The sequence below is a fragment of the Streptomyces sp. NPDC048337 genome, assembly GCF_043201175.1.
Lineage (GTDB): Bacteria > Actinomycetota > Actinomycetes > Streptomycetales > Streptomycetaceae > Streptomyces.
Genome location: NZ_JBICYR010000003.1, coordinates 171504 through 187081, shown reverse-complemented (window position 1 = coordinate 187081; position 15578 = coordinate 171504). Strand labels below are relative to the sequence as shown.

At 73.5% G+C, this 15578-nt stretch carries 12 protein-coding genes and 1 pseudogene; 9 read left to right on the top strand and 4 right to left on the bottom strand.

Annotation, left to right across the window (positions count from 1 at the left end; all coding sequences use genetic code 11):
- Positions 1 to 171: 171 nt before the first annotated feature.
- From ACGFYU_RS06580 to ACGFYU_RS06565, 4 genes are all read left to right on the top strand, one after another.
- Positions 172 to 1062: an ABC transporter permease gene (locus tag ACGFYU_RS06580; protein WP_393826146.1), complete on the top strand. Its 891-nt coding sequence runs from the start codon at positions 172 to 174 to the stop codon at positions 1060 to 1062.
- Positions 1059 to 1913: an ABC transporter permease gene (locus ACGFYU_RS06575; protein WP_393826145.1), complete on the top strand. Its 855-nt coding sequence runs from the start codon at positions 1059 to 1061 to the stop codon at positions 1911 to 1913. The genes ACGFYU_RS06580 and ACGFYU_RS06575 overlap by 4 nt, the downstream gene beginning before the upstream one ends.
- Positions 1910 to 3391 (top strand): ABC transporter ATP-binding protein, encoded by a 1482-nt coding sequence (locus ACGFYU_RS06570; RefSeq protein WP_393826144.1) that lies wholly within the window; start codon positions 1910 to 1912, stop codon positions 3389 to 3391. Before ACGFYU_RS06575 ends, ACGFYU_RS06570 begins: the two co-directional genes overlap by 4 nt.
- A 91-nt stretch (positions 3392 to 3482) precedes the next feature.
- Positions 3483 to 4400, top strand: a complete 918-nt coding sequence (locus ACGFYU_RS06565; protein ID WP_393826143.1) for a hypothetical protein — start codon at positions 3483 to 3485, stop codon at positions 4398 to 4400.
- A gap of 18 nt (positions 4401 to 4418) precedes the next feature.
- On the opposite strand, the gene ACGFYU_RS06560 is transcribed toward ACGFYU_RS06565, so the two are convergent.
- Positions 4419 to 5036 (bottom strand): TOPRIM nucleotidyl transferase/hydrolase domain-containing protein, encoded by a 618-nt coding sequence (locus ACGFYU_RS06560; RefSeq protein ID WP_393826142.1) that lies wholly within the window; start codon positions 5034 to 5036, stop codon positions 4419 to 4421.
- A 175-nt stretch (positions 5037 to 5211) separates the two neighbouring features.
- Here ACGFYU_RS06560 and ACGFYU_RS06555 point away from each other — a divergent pair, with 175 nt between their 5' ends.
- Positions 5212 to 5775, top strand: coding sequence for an HPP family protein (locus ACGFYU_RS06555; protein ID WP_393826141.1), 564 nt, complete (start codon positions 5212 to 5214; stop codon positions 5773 to 5775).
- A 39-nt stretch (positions 5776 to 5814) separates the two neighbouring features.
- Here the strand turns inward: ACGFYU_RS06555 and ACGFYU_RS06550 are convergent.
- Together ACGFYU_RS06550 and ACGFYU_RS06545 are read right to left on the bottom strand one after the other, a co-directional pair.
- A pseudogene (locus ACGFYU_RS06550) lies at positions 5815 to 7692 on the bottom strand (MMPL family transporter); the annotation flags it as partial.
- Between the two features lie 191 nt (positions 7693 to 7883).
- Positions 7884 to 9554, bottom strand: coding sequence for a hypothetical protein (locus ACGFYU_RS06545; protein WP_393826140.1), 1671 nt, complete (start codon positions 9552 to 9554; stop codon positions 7884 to 7886).
- 230 nt (positions 9555 to 9784) lie between these two features.
- On the opposite strand from ACGFYU_RS06545, the gene ACGFYU_RS06540 reads away from it, so the two are divergent.
- Entirely contained in the window at positions 9785 to 12340 is a 2556-nt protein-coding gene (locus ACGFYU_RS06540; protein WP_393826139.1) for a discoidin domain-containing protein, read from the top strand.
- 48 nt (positions 12341 to 12388) lie between these two features.
- On the opposite strand, the gene ACGFYU_RS06535 is transcribed toward ACGFYU_RS06540, so the two are convergent.
- Positions 12389 to 12916: a MarR family winged helix-turn-helix transcriptional regulator gene (locus ACGFYU_RS06535; protein WP_393826138.1), complete on the bottom strand. Its 528-nt coding sequence runs from the start codon at positions 12914 to 12916 to the stop codon at positions 12389 to 12391.
- A 33-nt stretch (positions 12917 to 12949) separates the two neighbouring features.
- Between ACGFYU_RS06535 and ACGFYU_RS06530 the strand changes: the two genes are divergently transcribed.
- The 3 genes from ACGFYU_RS06530 to ACGFYU_RS06520 are packed head-to-tail and all read left to right on the top strand — an operon-like array spanning position 12950 to position 15561.
- Positions 12950 to 13858: an EamA family transporter gene (locus ACGFYU_RS06530; RefSeq protein WP_393826137.1), complete on the top strand. Its 909-nt coding sequence runs from the start codon at positions 12950 to 12952 to the stop codon at positions 13856 to 13858.
- Positions 13859 to 13903: 45 nt separating this feature from the next.
- Positions 13904 to 14806, top strand: a complete 903-nt coding sequence (locus ACGFYU_RS06525) for an FAD-dependent monooxygenase (RefSeq protein ID WP_393826136.1) — start codon at positions 13904 to 13906, stop codon at positions 14804 to 14806.
- On the top strand, positions 14806 to 15561 hold the full coding sequence (locus ACGFYU_RS06520) for an FAD-dependent monooxygenase (protein WP_393826135.1): 756 nt from the start codon (positions 14806 to 14808) through the stop codon (positions 15559 to 15561). Before ACGFYU_RS06525 ends, ACGFYU_RS06520 begins: the two co-directional genes overlap by 1 nt.
- The last annotated feature ends 17 nt before the right edge of the window (positions 15562 to 15578 follow it).

Genomic DNA, 15578 nt, shown 5'->3' with positions numbered 1-15578 from the left:
CCCCGCGCCCGCGGGCCCGGCCGGCACCCGCCTGCGGGGGGGGGGGGGGCCCCCCCCCCCCCCCCCCCGCCCCCGGGGGCCCCCCCCCCCCCCGCGGGGGGCCCCCCCCCCCCGCCGCGCCGCACCCGTCTGCCGCTGTTCCTCGCGGCCGCCGTCGCCCGCCGTGCCCTCATGCTGGCCGTCCTGCTCGCCGTGGTGTTCGCCGCCGTCGAACTGCTCCCCGGCGACGCGGCGACGGCCGGCTCGGAACGCGGCGACAGCGCCGCCGACGTCGAGGCCCGCCGACACCTGCTCGGCCTGGACCGCCCGGTCTGGGAACGCTTCGCCGACTGGATGACGGCCCTGCCCACCGGCGACCTCGGCACCAGCGCCCGCGGACAGAAGGTCACAGCACTGCTCGCCGACCCGCTCCCCAACACCCTCGTCCTCGGTGGCGCCGCCTTCTTCCTCACCCTCATCGCCTCACTCGCGCTGGGGTGTTGGGCCGCCACCCGCCCCGGCGGCCGCACCGACCGCCTCATCGGCCACACCGCCACGGCCGCGTTCGCCGTACCGGAGTTCGTCGTCTCGGTCGGGCTGCTGCTCGTCCTCTCCCTGTGGACGGGCTGGCTCCCCGCCGTCACCCTCACCGGAGCCGACGGCTCCCTCGCCTCCCGGACCATGCTGATCATGCCGGTCCTGGCCCTGGTGATCCCGCAGACCGGCTGGAACACCCGCATCGTCCGCGGCGCCCTCGCCGACCAGGCCCGCACCCCGCACGTCGAAGCCGCGCACCTCGACGGGCTGCCCGTCGCCCGCGTCGTACTCCGGCACGCCCTGCCCGGAGCGGTACCCGCCATCGCCACCGGAGTCGCTACCTCCACCGGCATGCTGCTCGGCGGCGCCGTCGTCGTCGAAACCCTCTTCAACTACCCGGGCATCGGCTCCGTCCTGTCCTCCGCGGTCAGCAGCCGGGACACCCCCCTGATCGCCGGGGTCGTCGCCTGCGCCGGAGCCGCCATCAGCCTGGTCCTGCTGGCCGCCGACCTGTTGCGCGCGAGCATCCTGGGAGGCCGGCCATGAGCGCCGCCAAGACCGCCGCCCCCGCGGTCGGCGGCCGCACCCGTACGAGGGGACCGGCCCTGCGCCGCGTCGCACCCGGCCTGCTCCTCGTCGCCCTGGCCCTGACCGGCCCGTGGCTCGCCGCCCACCCCCTCGACACCCCCGTCACCGCGCCCTACGCGGCGGCCGGCGACGGAGCGGTACTGGGCGGGGACCAACTCGGGCGCGACGTACTGAGCCGACTGCTGCACGGCGGCACCGCCCTCATCGCGGGCGCCCTCCTGATCGCCCTGGTCGTCACCGCCCTCGCGACCGTGCTGGGCTGCCTCGCCGTCCTGCGGCCCCGCCTGGGCGGCGCCATCGAGCGCACCGCCGACGTCTTCATCCTGCTGCCGCCGGTCCTCGGGATCATGCTCATCGCCCTCGCCTGGCCCGGCGGCGGACGCCGGGCCGTCATCGCCGCCGCCATCGTGCTGGGGACCCCGTACGCGGTCCGCATCGTCGCCTCCGCCGCCGCACCCCTGGCCTCCGCCGGCTACGTCGAAGCCGCCACCGCCCGCGGCGAGAGCCCCTCCTCCATCGCCCTGAGGGAAATCCTGCCCAACGTACGCGCCACCGTGCTGGCCCTGTTCGGACTGCGCTTCGTCGAAGCCGTCTACGTCATCTCCATGGCGGGCTTCCTGCAGATCGGCCCGCAGCCCCCGGCCGCCGACTGGGCCCTGATGATCCGGGAGAACGCGCCGGGCATCCTCCTCAACCCCTGGGCCGTCCTCGCCCCGAGCCTGGCCATCGCCGTCCTCGCCATCAGCTTCAACCTGGCCTCGGCCTCCCTCGCCACCCGTTCCGCACCCAAGGCGGTGACCCCCTCGTGAACGAACCCGCGTCCGCGGCGGCCCCGGACACCTCCGTGGCCTCGGCCGCCGGTCTGGAGATCCGCATCCCCGGAGGACCGGTCCTGCTGCGCCCGGCCTCCCTGACCGTCCGAGCCGGACGGATCACCGCCCTCACCGGGCCCTCGGGCTCCGGGAAGACCACCCTGCTCCGCGCGTTGATCGGCCACCTCCCCGCCGGTGCGGTCGTCACCGCCGGAACCCTGGAGGTCCTGGGCCGCCGGCCCCTCGACCTCGCCCCCGACGCACTGCGCCGACTGCTCCGCACCCGTATCGCCTACGTCGGCCAGGACCCCGGTTCCGCCCTCAACCCCCGGATGAGGATCCGGCGCATCGTCGCCGAGACCGCCACCGACCCGAGCGGGGCGGCCGTACTCGGCCTGCTGCGCGAATGCCGGCTCCCGGTCGACGACGGGCTCCCCGACCGGCGCCCCACCGCGCTGTCCGGCGGCCAGCAGCGCCGGGTCGCCCTCGCCCGGGCCCTGGCCCGGACCCCCGGGATCCTGCTCCTCGACGAGCCCACCGCCGGACTCGACTCCGCCCTCCGCGACGAGATCGCCGACCTGCTGCGTGACCTGGCCACCGCCCGAGGCCTGGCCGTCGTCCTGGCCTGCCACGACCCCGAACTCGTGAAGGCCTGCGCAGACGACATCGTCCGCCTCACCGTGCCCGGAGCCGCGCACGTACCCCGCCGGCGGACCGCCGGACCGACACCCCGGTCCACGGTGACCGCCGCCAAGAACGAGAACGGGCTGGTCGCGCACCGCGTCAGCGTGGCCTTCACCCACCGGGCCACCCGCCATCAGGCCCTCGACGCCGTGGACTTCAGCGCCGCGCCCGGCTCCGCCACCGGAATCGTCGGACCCTCCGGCTCGGGCAAGACCACCTTGCTCCGGGTCCTGGCCGGCCTCCACCCGGCGGACTCGGGCACCCTCGGCCTGGACGGCCAACCGCTCGCCCTCACGGCGCGGGGGCGCCCCCGCGCCCACCAGCGGCGCATCCAACTCGTACCGCAGAACCCACTGGACGCCCTCAACCCCTCCCGTACCGTCGGCGCCGCACTGACCCGGCCGCTGCGCCTGCACGGCCGTATGCCGCGGTCGGCCGTCGCGGCGAGGGTCGCCGAGCTCCTGCGCCAGGTGGAGCTCCCGGCCGACTTCGCCGACCGCTACCCGGGCGAACTCTCCGGCGGCCAGCGCCAGCGCGTCTCCATCGCGCGCGCCCTCGCCACCGAGCCCGACTTCCTCCTGTGCGACGAGATCACCTCGGCACTCGACCCGTGGACCGCGGCCACCGTCATGGACCTCCTGGCCGCACTGCGAGCCGACCGCTCCCTGACCGTGGTCATGGTCTCCCACGAACTCCACCTGATCACGGCCCACACCGACACCGTCCACCTCCTGGACTCCGGCAGACTCACCGCGCGCGGCCCCACCGCGGAGCTCGTACCCCACGCCTGACGGGGACGGCACGGTTTCGAGGCCGTAAGTCCCCCTCTTCGCGGACCAAAGCCCGGGGGGACGGACCGCGGGGGCTGTCTAGGTTGGCGGTATGAGCACCCACGCGCCCACGCCCCGCATCCTCGACCTCGACCGCGACGGGCTCTGCGCGCTCCACGGCCGCGCCCTGACGCGTGCCGTGGCCGCCGCCGAGGGCCGGACCATGGTCGCCGAGGTCTTCGCCGAGCGTGCCGCACTGTCGCCGCACCCCGACGGGCGCGGGGTGCACAACGCCGAGCTGGTGGCCGCCTTCGGTGCGGACATCGTGGTGCTCAACCTGATCGAGCGGGCGTGGGACGGCGAGCGGCTGCGGCTGCCGGGTCTCGGCGAGTTCACCTCCTTCACGGAGCTGGCCCGAGTGATCGGGCGGCCCGTGGCGGTGAACCTGGAACCCGGCGACGTGCCCGAGATCCGGCGGGCGAAGCCCGAGTACGCCAAGCGCCTGATCGACATGGGCGCCGCGATGCTGTGCATCACCGCGAACCCGGGCACGGGCGGCTCGTACGAGGCGATGGCGCGGGTCACCGAGGAGCTGCGCCGCGGCCTGGGGGACGAGGCCGCCCTCTGGTCGGGGAAGATGCACCACGCCGGACACCCGGAGCGAGTGACCACGGCGCGGCTGACCGCGCTGGTCGACGCCGGTGCCGACGGTGTGGTCATGCCCCTGCCGGGCACCCTGCCCGGGGTGACAAGGGAACTGGCCGCGGAGGCGGTGGCGGCGGTCCAGGACGCGGGCGCGATCGTGCTGGGCGCCATCGGCACCAGCCAGGAGGGCTCCCACGCGAACGTCGTTCCGCAACTCGCCCTGGGCGCCAAGGAAGCAGGCTTCGACGCCCACCACTTCGGCGACTCGTACATCCCCGGCGTGTGCGACCCGGAGGTCATGTACGCGTACTCGGTGGCCATCCGAGGCCGCCGCCACACGTGGAACCGCATGGCGCTCGGCAACCGCCACACCCCGGCCGCCTGACAGCGCCGCGCGCGTCGGCTACAGACTCGCGAGGAGGTCGTCGAGCGGGGCCGGTACCCGTGCGGGGTCGAGGGCCTCCACGAGGAGACGGCCGTAGCGGATCTTGCGGCCCTTCTTCGTGCCGAGGAAGCGCCGCAGCTGCTGGTGCCGGGACCGGCCGTGCTGCGCCGGCTGGCGCAGGAAGGTCTCCCACGGCCGCAGGTCGCCCTCGTCCATGATGATCTCCTCTACCCGCTCCGCGCCCAGCGCGCGGATGAGCTCGTCCTCCAGGTCCGCCACGCAGACGAAGAAGCCTCGCTGCGGGGCCCGGGCCCGCTTCAGGCCGCGGTCGTAGAAGGGCCGCTCGCGCTCGTCGCACAACCCCCTCAGCCGCAGGCCGAGACCGGGTGGCCCGAGGAGGCGGGCGTAGCGGCCGACGTTCATCGCCCCGCCCATCGGCACCACGCACACCCCTTCGGCGGCCAGGTCCCGTCCGCGCCGTGCGGCCAGCGCCTCGACGGCCTCCAGGTCGCTCGGTCCTTCCAGCAGCACCGCCGTCCGCAGCCCCAGCTCCGCGGAGAGATCCCCCGCCGGTTCGCCGGGGCCGCCGGCCGCCCAGTGGCCGACCGCGTCCCGGAATGCGTGTATGTCCACCATGGGGCGAGTCTGCACCGCTTCCGATCACCACGACACCGAATATTGGACGGGCACCAGCACTGCGGTCACCCCCGAGGACGCCATCGAAGAAGTGGCGTATAGGGTCATAGCGGACCGACCACCCGCCGCACCGGGCCGGACCGCCTGCCGCCTGCCCTGGAAACACCCCGCACCCATGATCACCGAAGCATCCCCCCGCACCCCGCCCTCTCCGGTCCCCGGGCCCACGCCCGAGGGGGCGGGGCGACGCAGGGTGACCGGCCGGGCGCCCGCCCCGCCCACCCCGGTGGCCGCCTTCCACAGCGTCAGCGCGGCGACCGCGGTCCTGCTGGGACTCGTCGCGATCGGCGCGATGCTGCACGAGCCCGTACTGATACCGCCGCTGGCGGCGAGCGCCGCCCTCGTGCACAGCGCCCCCGCCCTGCCGCTGGCCCAGCCGCGCAGCGTCATCGTCGGCCACCTGGTGGGCTGTGCCCTGGGCTACGCGGTCCTGGCGGCCGCGGGCAGCAGTGCCTGGGCCGCCGCCGCGGCCGCGGGTCTCACCCTCGCCGTGAACATGGCGGCCCGCACCCCGCACTCGCCGGGCGTCGCCACCGCCGTGGTCGTCGTACTACAGAGTCCCGCGGCCGACCGGTTCGTACCCCTGCTGTTCGGCTCCACCGTCCTGCTCGTCCTGACCGGCTACGCCGCCTCCCGCATCCGCCGCAAGGCACCGAGGTACCCCGCCTACTGGTGGTGAGCGGAAGCCCCCGGCCCGCCGTAGGGCGGGCGGCGCCCACCAGTTGGCGTTGCGCAGCAGGGTCATCGTGGCGGGCACCAGCAGGCAGCGGACCAGGGTGGCGTCCACCGCCACGGCAATGGCCAGGGCCGTCGCCAGCTGCTTCATCACCATCAACTCGCCCGTGGCGAAACCGATGAAGACCATGCACATCAGTGCGGCGGAGGAGCTGATGATGCGGGCGGATCGCTGGACGCCGACCTCGACCGCGCGGTCGTTGTCCAGGCCCGAGTCGTGGCACTCCTGGATGCGGGCCAACAGGAACACCTCGTAGTCCATCGACAGGCCGAAGGCCAGGGCGAACACCACCACGGGCAGCCAGTACCCCAGCCCGCCCAGGGTGTGCACCCCCAACACGCCGGAGCCCCAGCCGTCCTGGAAGACGAGCACCAGGGCGCCGAACGAAGCGCCCAGCGAGAGGGTGTTCATGACGATGGCCTTCAGCGGCAGCAGCAGCGAGCCGGTCATCATCAGCAGCAGGACGAAGGTGGTCAGGGCGATCAGCGCCGCCGCCTGCGGTGCGTGGTCGACCACCTCGGCCCGGAAGTCGATGTCCAGGGCGCCCCGTCCGGTGACCCAGACGGGGAAACCGGCCGGCCGTTCGGCGCGGATGTGACGCACCAGCCGGTCGGCGGGAGAGTCCGCGGCCCCGGCCTTCGGCACGATACGGAGGACCGCGACACCGGGGCCCGCCGGCGCGGGCGCACCCACCGACTCCACGTCCGGGCGGTCCGCGAACCGTTGCGCCCACGCCGCGAGACGGGCCGGCTCGGTGCGGGCGACGACCACCACCGCGTCCGGGCGGTGCTGCGGGAACCGCTCGGCCACGGCGTCGGCATAGCGGCGGGCCTCGGCGGCGGGCGGAAGCTGGCGTTCCCCGACGGGGCTGACCAAGTGCACGCGGAGGAACGGCGTGGCGCAGGCGAGCAGCAGCACCCCGACGCCGACCGCGACCGGCAGCGCGTGGCGCCGCGTCCGGCGGGCCAGCCGGGCGAACGTGCCGAAGTCCGGGTCGGGGGCGACGCACGCTCCGATCCGCTGCGGGAAGGCCGCCAGCAGCGCCGGGGTCAGGGTCAGCGCGGCGGCCAGGGAGAGGGCCACGGTCCCGGCCGTGGCCAGGCCGATCGCGGCGAAGAAATCGCTCGGGAAGGCCGCCAGCCCGCACAGGGCGGCGGCGACGATGAGCGCCGCGAACAGGATCGCCCGCCCCGCGGTGTCCATCGTGCGCACGACCGACTCCGGGACCTCGTGTCCCGCGGCCCGCTCCTCCCTGAACCGGCCCACCGTGAGCAGCGCGTAGTCGATGGCCAGGCCCAGCCCCACCATGGTGGTCGTCGACAGCGCGGGGGAGGTGAGGTCGTACCAGCGCGACAGTACGAGCAGCCAGAGCATCCCCGTTCCGACCGTGCACACCGCCGCCACCACCGGCACCGAGGCCGCGACCAGGCCGCCGAAGAGGACGTAGACCACGGCGAGGGTCAGTGGCAGTGTGATCATCTCGCTGCGTCGGGTGTCGGCCAGCGACTGCGCCGCCACCGCGCGGCGCGCCCGGTCGCTGCCACCGAGGGTCACCTCCAGGCCGGGGACGGCTTCGGGGATCCGGCGCAACCGGGCTTCGACGGCGCGTTCCGCGTGCGTGCGCGCCCCGTCGGGAAGGGCGCGCCTCAGCCGGACGGAGATCAGAGCGGCCTCTCCGTCCGCGGAGACCTCCGGGGCATGCCGACGCGGGCCGACAGGGGCGTTCACCGCCATGACGCCGGCGATCGCGGACACGTCATCCCGTACGGCGGCCAACTCCCTTTGAAACCCGGGATCGGACACTGGTGCGCCCGCCACGACCGCGTCGATCTGCCCTCCGAAGGAGCGGCCGGCGTCCATGAGGCGGTTGCCCCGGACCGACTCGTGCGCGGCCACGCTCCACGGATGCCGGTCCAGCCGGTCCATCACGGGCCCGACCGCGCACAGGCCCGCGCCCAGGAGCAGCAGCCACGCCAGCAGGACGAGCCGGTGGTGGCGGACGCACGCCAGGGCGAGCCGGGCCGACGCCGGCCTGTCGGAGGGGGCCTTCCTCAATCCGCGCATCGGTGGCCCCCGATCCCGTACGGGGAGCCGACCGTGACGTCTCCCGGCCGGTCCGCCGTCAGGCGGGTGACCCCGCTGTCGCCCGCCGGAGCCAGGCAGCCGCCCTCCGCCCGGAGCCACGGCGAATAGGCGATCCGCAGCGTCACGGTGCCGGGCACGGGCATCCGTACGACGACCTCGGCGCTGTCCGAGCGCACCACGGACGCGGGCGCGTCCACCAAGGGCACCGGTTCCCTGACCCGGTAGATCCGCCAGTTCTCGTCCCGCCACACCTCCTTCAGGTACGGGGGCCCGCTCCGCACGAGCGCGTACTCGCGCTCCGAGGCCGCGTCGAGCGGACCCTCGTGCAGTACGACGAGACCGACCGCCCAGTGGTCGAGCCAGTCGCGGTAGGCGGCCGGGGTGAACGTTCCCGCCCGTACGCCGGCCCCGCCGTACCCGTCGTAGAAGAGCGGTCCGCGGTCGACGTCGGCCTGCCGGTTCCAGCCGCGCGCCATGTTGACGTACGGCGCCAGCAGCGCTGCCTCCCGATGGCTGCGGGCCATGATCACCTCGACCCGGGTGCGGTCCGCCCCGAGCCGTTCGAGGGCGCGTACGACACCACCGGTGTCCGCCGCCCATCGGGGCACGGTCACCGTGTCGGCGACATGGGACGCGGTATTGCCGCCGACCCAGGTCAGGGCGAGCACGAGGGCGAGCACCGCGGAGGTCTGCCGCCAGGCCCGCAGCGGGGGGACGGGCCGGACTCCGCCGGCGCCGTGCACCGTCAGCACGGCGGCGAGCAGCAGGGGCGGGGCCACCAGGTTGGCCAGCCGTTCGGCATTGGTCCCGACCGGCGAGGGGATCAGCCCGGCGAGCACGACTCCGACCACGTACACCCCCGCGGCCGACCTCACCGTCCGCCAGGCACGTGGAACGGCCAGGGCGACGGCCGCGCCCATGAGCAGCGGGGGCCAGACCCGCAGGAGGGGCAGGGGCTGTGCGCCGTGGAACGGGAACAACCAGGCGCTCGCACCGAGAACGGCAACCGGAGGCAGCAGCAGGGCGGCCGCCCCCGGCCACCGGCCTCTCAGTGCACAGGCCGCGCCGACCACCACCAGGAACAGCCCCGCGACCGGGCTCGCCATCGCGGTCAGCACCCCGCAGGCGGCCGTGAGCGCGGTACGGCGCCGCCCGCTCGTGAAGGCCAGCACGGCGGCGAGTCCGAAGGCGACGCCCAGCATGAACGTCGAGCGCCCGGAGGCCACCTGGCACCACAGCATCAGGGCCGCCAGCAGCGCGGGCCACCGGGGGTGGGGCACGCGCGAGCGCTCCCAGAGCAGGCCCATCAGCCAGGTGGAGGCGAGTCCGCTCGCCGCGGTGACGGGGACCACCCCGAAGACCGCCATCAGATGGGGGGAGACGATGCTGTAGCCGGCGGTGTGCAGTCCGCCGTACCAGGACAGGTTGTAGACGGACCCGGGGTGGCGTGCGACGAACCCGGCCCATGCCTCCTGCGCGGCGAGGTCCCCGCCGCCCGTGGCGAGGACCCCGGCCCACAGGGCGTACAGCGGGAGCACGGCGGCGGTGGCGATCAGCGGTACGCGCGCCGCCGCCCCCGCGCCGAACGGCAGGACCGGGCGCGGGGGCGGAGCGAGTTCGAGTTCGACTGCGGTCACAGGGGGCGGACTCCGTTCGGCCGTTCTCCGGGGCTGCCCGGTCAAACGATCGAGGAGGGCCCGCGTACGCGGTCGACGACGATCACGCCCGAATGCCGGATCCGCCCGCGAACACCGCGCATCGTCGGCCGACGACACGGCTTCGCGCCAACTGTCCTTAATTTCGGGTGAGTTGCTACCTTACTGACCTATCTTCTAGGGCGTACGCCAGTTCGCCCCAGGAGGTCAGATTGCAGTACAGGCGACGCTTCCTCGCCTTACCCCGCGCGCTACGCCGCTCCCACCTGCTCATAGCCTTCGGCCTCGGCTCGCTGCTGATCGGGCTGATGCCGTGGCTCGGGGTCGCGGGCCCCGCAGCGGCCGGCCGCGCCCCGGAGCCCCGACCGGCACCCGTGCCCTTCGAGCAGCAGTCCGCGCAGCAGGCACCGCACCACGGCATCGCACCGGCGAACGCCATGGAGCCCACCGCTCCGGTTCTCGACCGGACCGGGTGGACGGCCACGGCGAGCGACGAGGAGACCAGCGGCGAGAACGGCCGCGCGGCCAACGTGCTCGACGGCAACACCACCACCATCTGGCACAGCAAGTGGACCGGTACCCCCGCGCCCCTGCCGCACGTCATCACCATCGACATGCACCGCACGGCAGTCGTCTCCGCGCTCGTCTACCGCCCCCGCGGCAACGGGGCCAACGGCCGCATCGGCGAGTACAGCATCAGTCTGAGTGCGGACGGACAGAACTGGGCGAGCCCGGTCGCCTCCGGGACGCTCGCGGACGACGGCAGCACCAAGACCCTGGGATTCGCCCCGCAGGGGGCCCGGTTCGCACGGCTGACCGCGCTCACCGAGGCCGGCGGCCGCGGCCCCTGGACCTCCGCCGCCGAGATCGACCTGCTCGGCGACCCCGGCACCCCGGCCGCCACCGTCGACCTGTCGCGTACGGGATGGACGGCCACGGCGAGCGACGAGGAGACCGGCGGCGAGGACGGCCGCGCGGCCAACGTGCTCGACGGCAAGCCCAACACCATCTGGCACAGCAAGTGGGCCGGCACCCCCGCGCCGCTGCCGCACAGCATCACCATCGACATGCACCGCACGACGGCGGTGTCCGCGCTCGTCTACCACCCCCGCATGGACGGGGCCAACGGCCGGGCGGGCGCCTACACCGTCACCACCAGCACCGACGGCACGGCCTTCGGGACGCCGGTCGCCGCGGGCACCTGGCGGGACGACGACACGGTCAAGACCGCGACCTTCACCCGTACCGAGAACGCCCGTTACGTACGGCTGACCGTGACCACGGAGGCCGGTGGCCGCGGCCCGTGGACCTCGGCCGGTGAGATACGCCTGAGCGGACCGGCCAGCCCGGCCGTCCACGGCGCCTGGGACCGGATCACCGGATTCCCCCTGGTGCCCGTGGCCACCGCCGCTCTGCCCGGCGACAAGCTGCTCGCCTGGTCCGCCTACGCGGTCGACCGCTTCGGCGGCAGCAACGGCTACACCCAGACCGCGATCCTGGACCTGAAGACCGGCAAGGTCACCCAGCGCCGCATCGACAACACCGGCCACGACATGTTCTGCCCCGGCATAGCGATGCTGGCCGACGGACGTGTGCTGGTCACCGGCGGCAGCAACGCCGAAAAGGCCAGCATCTACGATCCGGCCACCGACGAGTGGTCCGCCACCACCAGCATGAACATCGCCCGCGGATACCAGGCCATGACCCTGCTCTCCACCGGCGAGGCCTTCGTCCTCGGCGGATCCTGGAGCGGAGCCGCGGGGGACAAGTCCGGTGAGGTCTGGTCGCCCGACACCCGCACCTGGCGGCGGCTCCCCGGCGTCTCCGCCGTCCCGGCCATGACGGCCGACCCGAGGGGAGCCTACCGGGCCGACAACCACATGTGGCTGCACGCCACTTCGGGCGGCAAGGTCCTGCAACTGGGTCCGAGCAAGCAGATGAACTGGATCTCGACCACGGGCACGGGCGGCATCACCTCCGCCGGAACCCGGGCCGACAGCCAGGACGCCATGACCGGCAACGCCGTCGCGTACGACATCGGCAAACTGCTCACCCTGGGCGGCTCGCCCGCCTACGAGAACACCCCCGCCACGCAGCGCGCGTACACCGTGAGCATCTCGGGCAGCCAGGTCCAGGCCTCCCGTACGGGAGACATGGAGCACGCCCGCGCCTTCGGCAACAGCGTCGTCCTGCCCGACGGCAAGGTGGCCGTCTTCGGCGGACAGGCCTATCCGGTGCCCTTCAGCGACGCGACCTCGGTCCTGGCCCCCGAGCTGTGGGACCCCTCGACCGGCGCCTTCACCCCGCTCGCCACCATGGCCATCCCGCGCAACTACCACAGCGTGGCGAACCTGTTGCCGGACGGGCGGATCTTCTCCGGCGGCGGGGGCCTGTGCGGCGACTGCGCCACCAACCACGCCGACGGGGCCGTCTTCACCCCGCCGTACCTGCTCAACGCGGACGGCTCGCCGAAGCCGCGCCCGGTCATCACCGGAGACGTGCCCTCCAGGGCGACCCCGGGCACGTCCCTCACCGTGACCACCCAGGCCCCGGTGGCCTCCTTCGTCCTGATGCGGGCGGCGGCCGCGACCCACTCCACCGACAACGACCAGCGGCGGGTCCCCCTGGTGTCCACGGCCACGGGATCCGGCGCGTACACGGTGGCACTGCCCGCCGACACCGGCGTGGTCCTGCCGGGCACCTATATGCTCTTCGCCCTCGACGCCCAGGGCGTACCGAGCATCGCCCGCTTCCTCACCATCTCCTGAACCCGCGAGTGGTGCCCGGCCGGCCTTCGGGCCTGCCGGGCATCGCCGCTACTCGCCGGGCAGCGTCCGGCCCAGCTTGCGCAGCAGAACGGTCAGGGTGCTCCGCTCGTCGGCGGTCAGTCCGGCGAGGAGCCGTGCCTCGTTCCGGAAGTGCTCCTCGACCACCTCGTCGATGAGCTCTCGCCCCCGGTCGGTGAGCCGGATCAGACGACCCCGCGCATCGCTCTCGGCCGCGCGGCGGCCGACCAGCCCCGCGCGCTCCAGCCGGTCGACCCGCTTGGTCACCGCCCCCGAGGTCACCATCATCGACCCGCGCAGCTCCCCGGCGGTCAGCTCGTAGGGAGGCCCGGAGCGCCGCAGCGTGCCGAGCATGTCGAACTCGCCCCTGCCCAGGTCGTACCGCTCGAAGACCCGGCCGAGCCGCTCGTCCAGCACCCAGTGCAGGCGTGTGATGCGTCCGATCACGTGGGCGGGGCTGGGGTCGACGTCGGGCCGCTCCCGGTTCCACTGCCCGACGATGTGGTCGACCGCGTCGGATTCGGCGTCCTGAGCCATGACTTGACCAATCTCTTCCATGGAAAGTAATTTACCTTCCATGGAAACTATTGCATGGCGGGGCGCAGCGTGAACAGTCGGCACCTACTCACCTCGGGCGTGACGGCACTGGCGCCGGCGATCTGGGGGAGCACCTACCTGGTCACGACCGAATGGCTCCCACCGGACCGCCCACTGCTGGCCACCACGGTGCGGACGCTGCCCGCCGGCCTGATCCTGCTGGCCTTCTCCCGCACGCTCCCGACCGGGAGATGGCTGTGGCGCTCCCTGGCGCTCGGCGCGCTCAACATCGGTGCGTTCAACTTCCTGATGTTCGTAGCGGCCTATCGCCTACCGGGTGGCACGGCGGCGATGATCATGGCGGTACAGCCGATGTTGGTCCTGCTCCTGGCGGCGCTGCTCATCGGCGAAACCATCCGTCCCCGTCACGTGGCGGCCTGTGCCCTCGGTGCCCTCGGGGTCGTGCTGCTGCTGTTCAAGGGGACCGTGTCACTGGACTTCGTCGGCGTGGCGGCGGCCCTGGGCGCGGCGGCGTGCCTGGCCTTCGGCATCACGCTGACCAAATTCTGGGGGCGCCCGGACGGGGTGGGGCTCCTTCCCTTCACGGGCTGGCAGTTGGCCGCGGGCGGCCTGATGTCACTCCCGTTCACCCTGTCCATCGAGGGACTGCCGACCACCCTCACCGGAACCAACCTCATCGGCTTCGCCTACCTCATCTCCCTGGGCGCCGTGATCAGTTACGCGATCTGGTTCCGCGGGATCGAGAGGCTCCCGGCGCTGGCGGTCTCCTTCCTCGCCCTGGGCAGTCCGATCGTCGCGACCATCCTCGGATACCTGATCCGGCACGAGACGTTCTCGTTCCTCCAACTGCTCGGGATCCTCGTGATCATCACCGCCGTACTCCTGGCCCAACCCCGCCCGGCCACCCCCCGAGCCCGCCTCCCCCTACCGATCAGGAGCTGACCGCCCGGCCCCCGGCAGGGAACCGGCGCGCCGACCATCGGGTGAATGCCCGGCGATCCCGCCGGCGGCGGGATGGGATGGCTCGCCGAGCGGCACTCGTCGCGCCCGATCCAAGCCGAGCAGGAGGAGGACCCCGACATGCCCGTCGCAGACGCCGAGGTGGACGTGTTGATCGTCGGTGGTGGCCCGGTCGGCCTCACCGCCCGCGCACTGCTGGATCGCTGGGGTGTCCGGACGCTGTTGGTCGAGAAACACCGCGAGCTGTCGCCGTTCCCCCGCTCCCGCCTGGTCAACACCCGCTCGATGGAGATCTTCCGCCAGCTGGGCCTCGCCGCCACCATCGCGGCCCGCGCGTTCGCCCCGGAATTCGGCCGCGTCCGCTTCCGCGACACCCTGCACGACGCCGACTTCGCCACCGCCGCGATGGCCGGGGTCAACGCCCCCATCCCCGAAAGCCCCGTGATCGGCGTGGTCACCTCGCAGGACCGCCTCGAACCCACCCTGCTCTCCGCTTCGGACGCGAACGTTCGGTTCGGATCCGAACTCGTCGACCTGGCCGAAGAGCCCGAAGGCGTCGTGGCCTCGCTGGCCGACGGCCAACACGGAGAAAAGACCCGCGTCCGGGCCCGCTACGTACTCGCCGCCGACGGCGCCAACTCCACCATCCGGCAACGGCTGGGAATCGAGACCACGGGCCCCGGAGCGATGGCGGACTTCACCACCGTCGTCTTCGACGCCGACCTCAGCCGCTGGTCCGCCCGGCAGCCGGCCGGGGTCTACTTCACCGCTCACGGAGGATTCGCCCCGCTGTACCCCGAGGGAGGCTGGGCCTGGGTCGGCCCGACACCCGAAGACGCGGCGCGCGTCGACTGGTCCGACCTCGTCTCGCGCGCCCTCGGCCCCGAAGCCGACGTACGGATCGAGGTGTTGCGGGTTCAGCACTGGTGATGAACGCGTTCATCGCCGAACGATTCCGCCACGGCCGGATCCTGCTGGCCGGCGATGCCGCGCACGCGATCCCCGTCTTCGGCGGCATGGGCATGAACACCGGCCTCGCCGATGTGCACAACCTGTGCTGGAAGCTGGCGGGCGTCCTCCGCGGATGGGCCGGACCAGGCGTGTTGGACACGTACGAGGTGGAACGACTCCCCGTCGCCCGGCTCACGCTCCGCCAGGCGGTCGACAACACCCAACTCGCAATGCAAGTACAGAGCCGTCGCCGCGAGCAGATCCAAGCGGGCGAAGCGGCGCCTTCCCAGGTCGAACTGCCCTGGTCGGAACGCTACTTCGCCCAACTCGGCCTCGTGCTCGGTGTCGCCTACCGCTCCGCAGCCGTCCTCCCCGACGGCAATCCCCGCCCCGAGCCGTCCGAGGCGGGCACGGACTACCTCCCCACCGCGGAGCCGGGCCACCGCATGCCGCACCTCTGGCTCACACGCGACCGCTCCACGCTCGACGCCTTCGGCGAATGGTTCACCGTGCTCACCGGGGACCCCACCCCGTGGGAGCGGCAAGCCGCGGCGGCGGCCCCCTGGCCGCTGCGCGTCGAGGCCCTCTCCGACGAACACCTCGACCTCTGCGGGCTCCCCCCGCGCGGAGCGCTGCTCATCCGACCCGACGGCCACGTCGGCGCCCGCTGGCACGATCGCCCACCGCACGACTCCACCCTCCGCGACGCGCTCGCCGCCGTCTCGGGGCATTGATCGGGAAGCCGTACGCC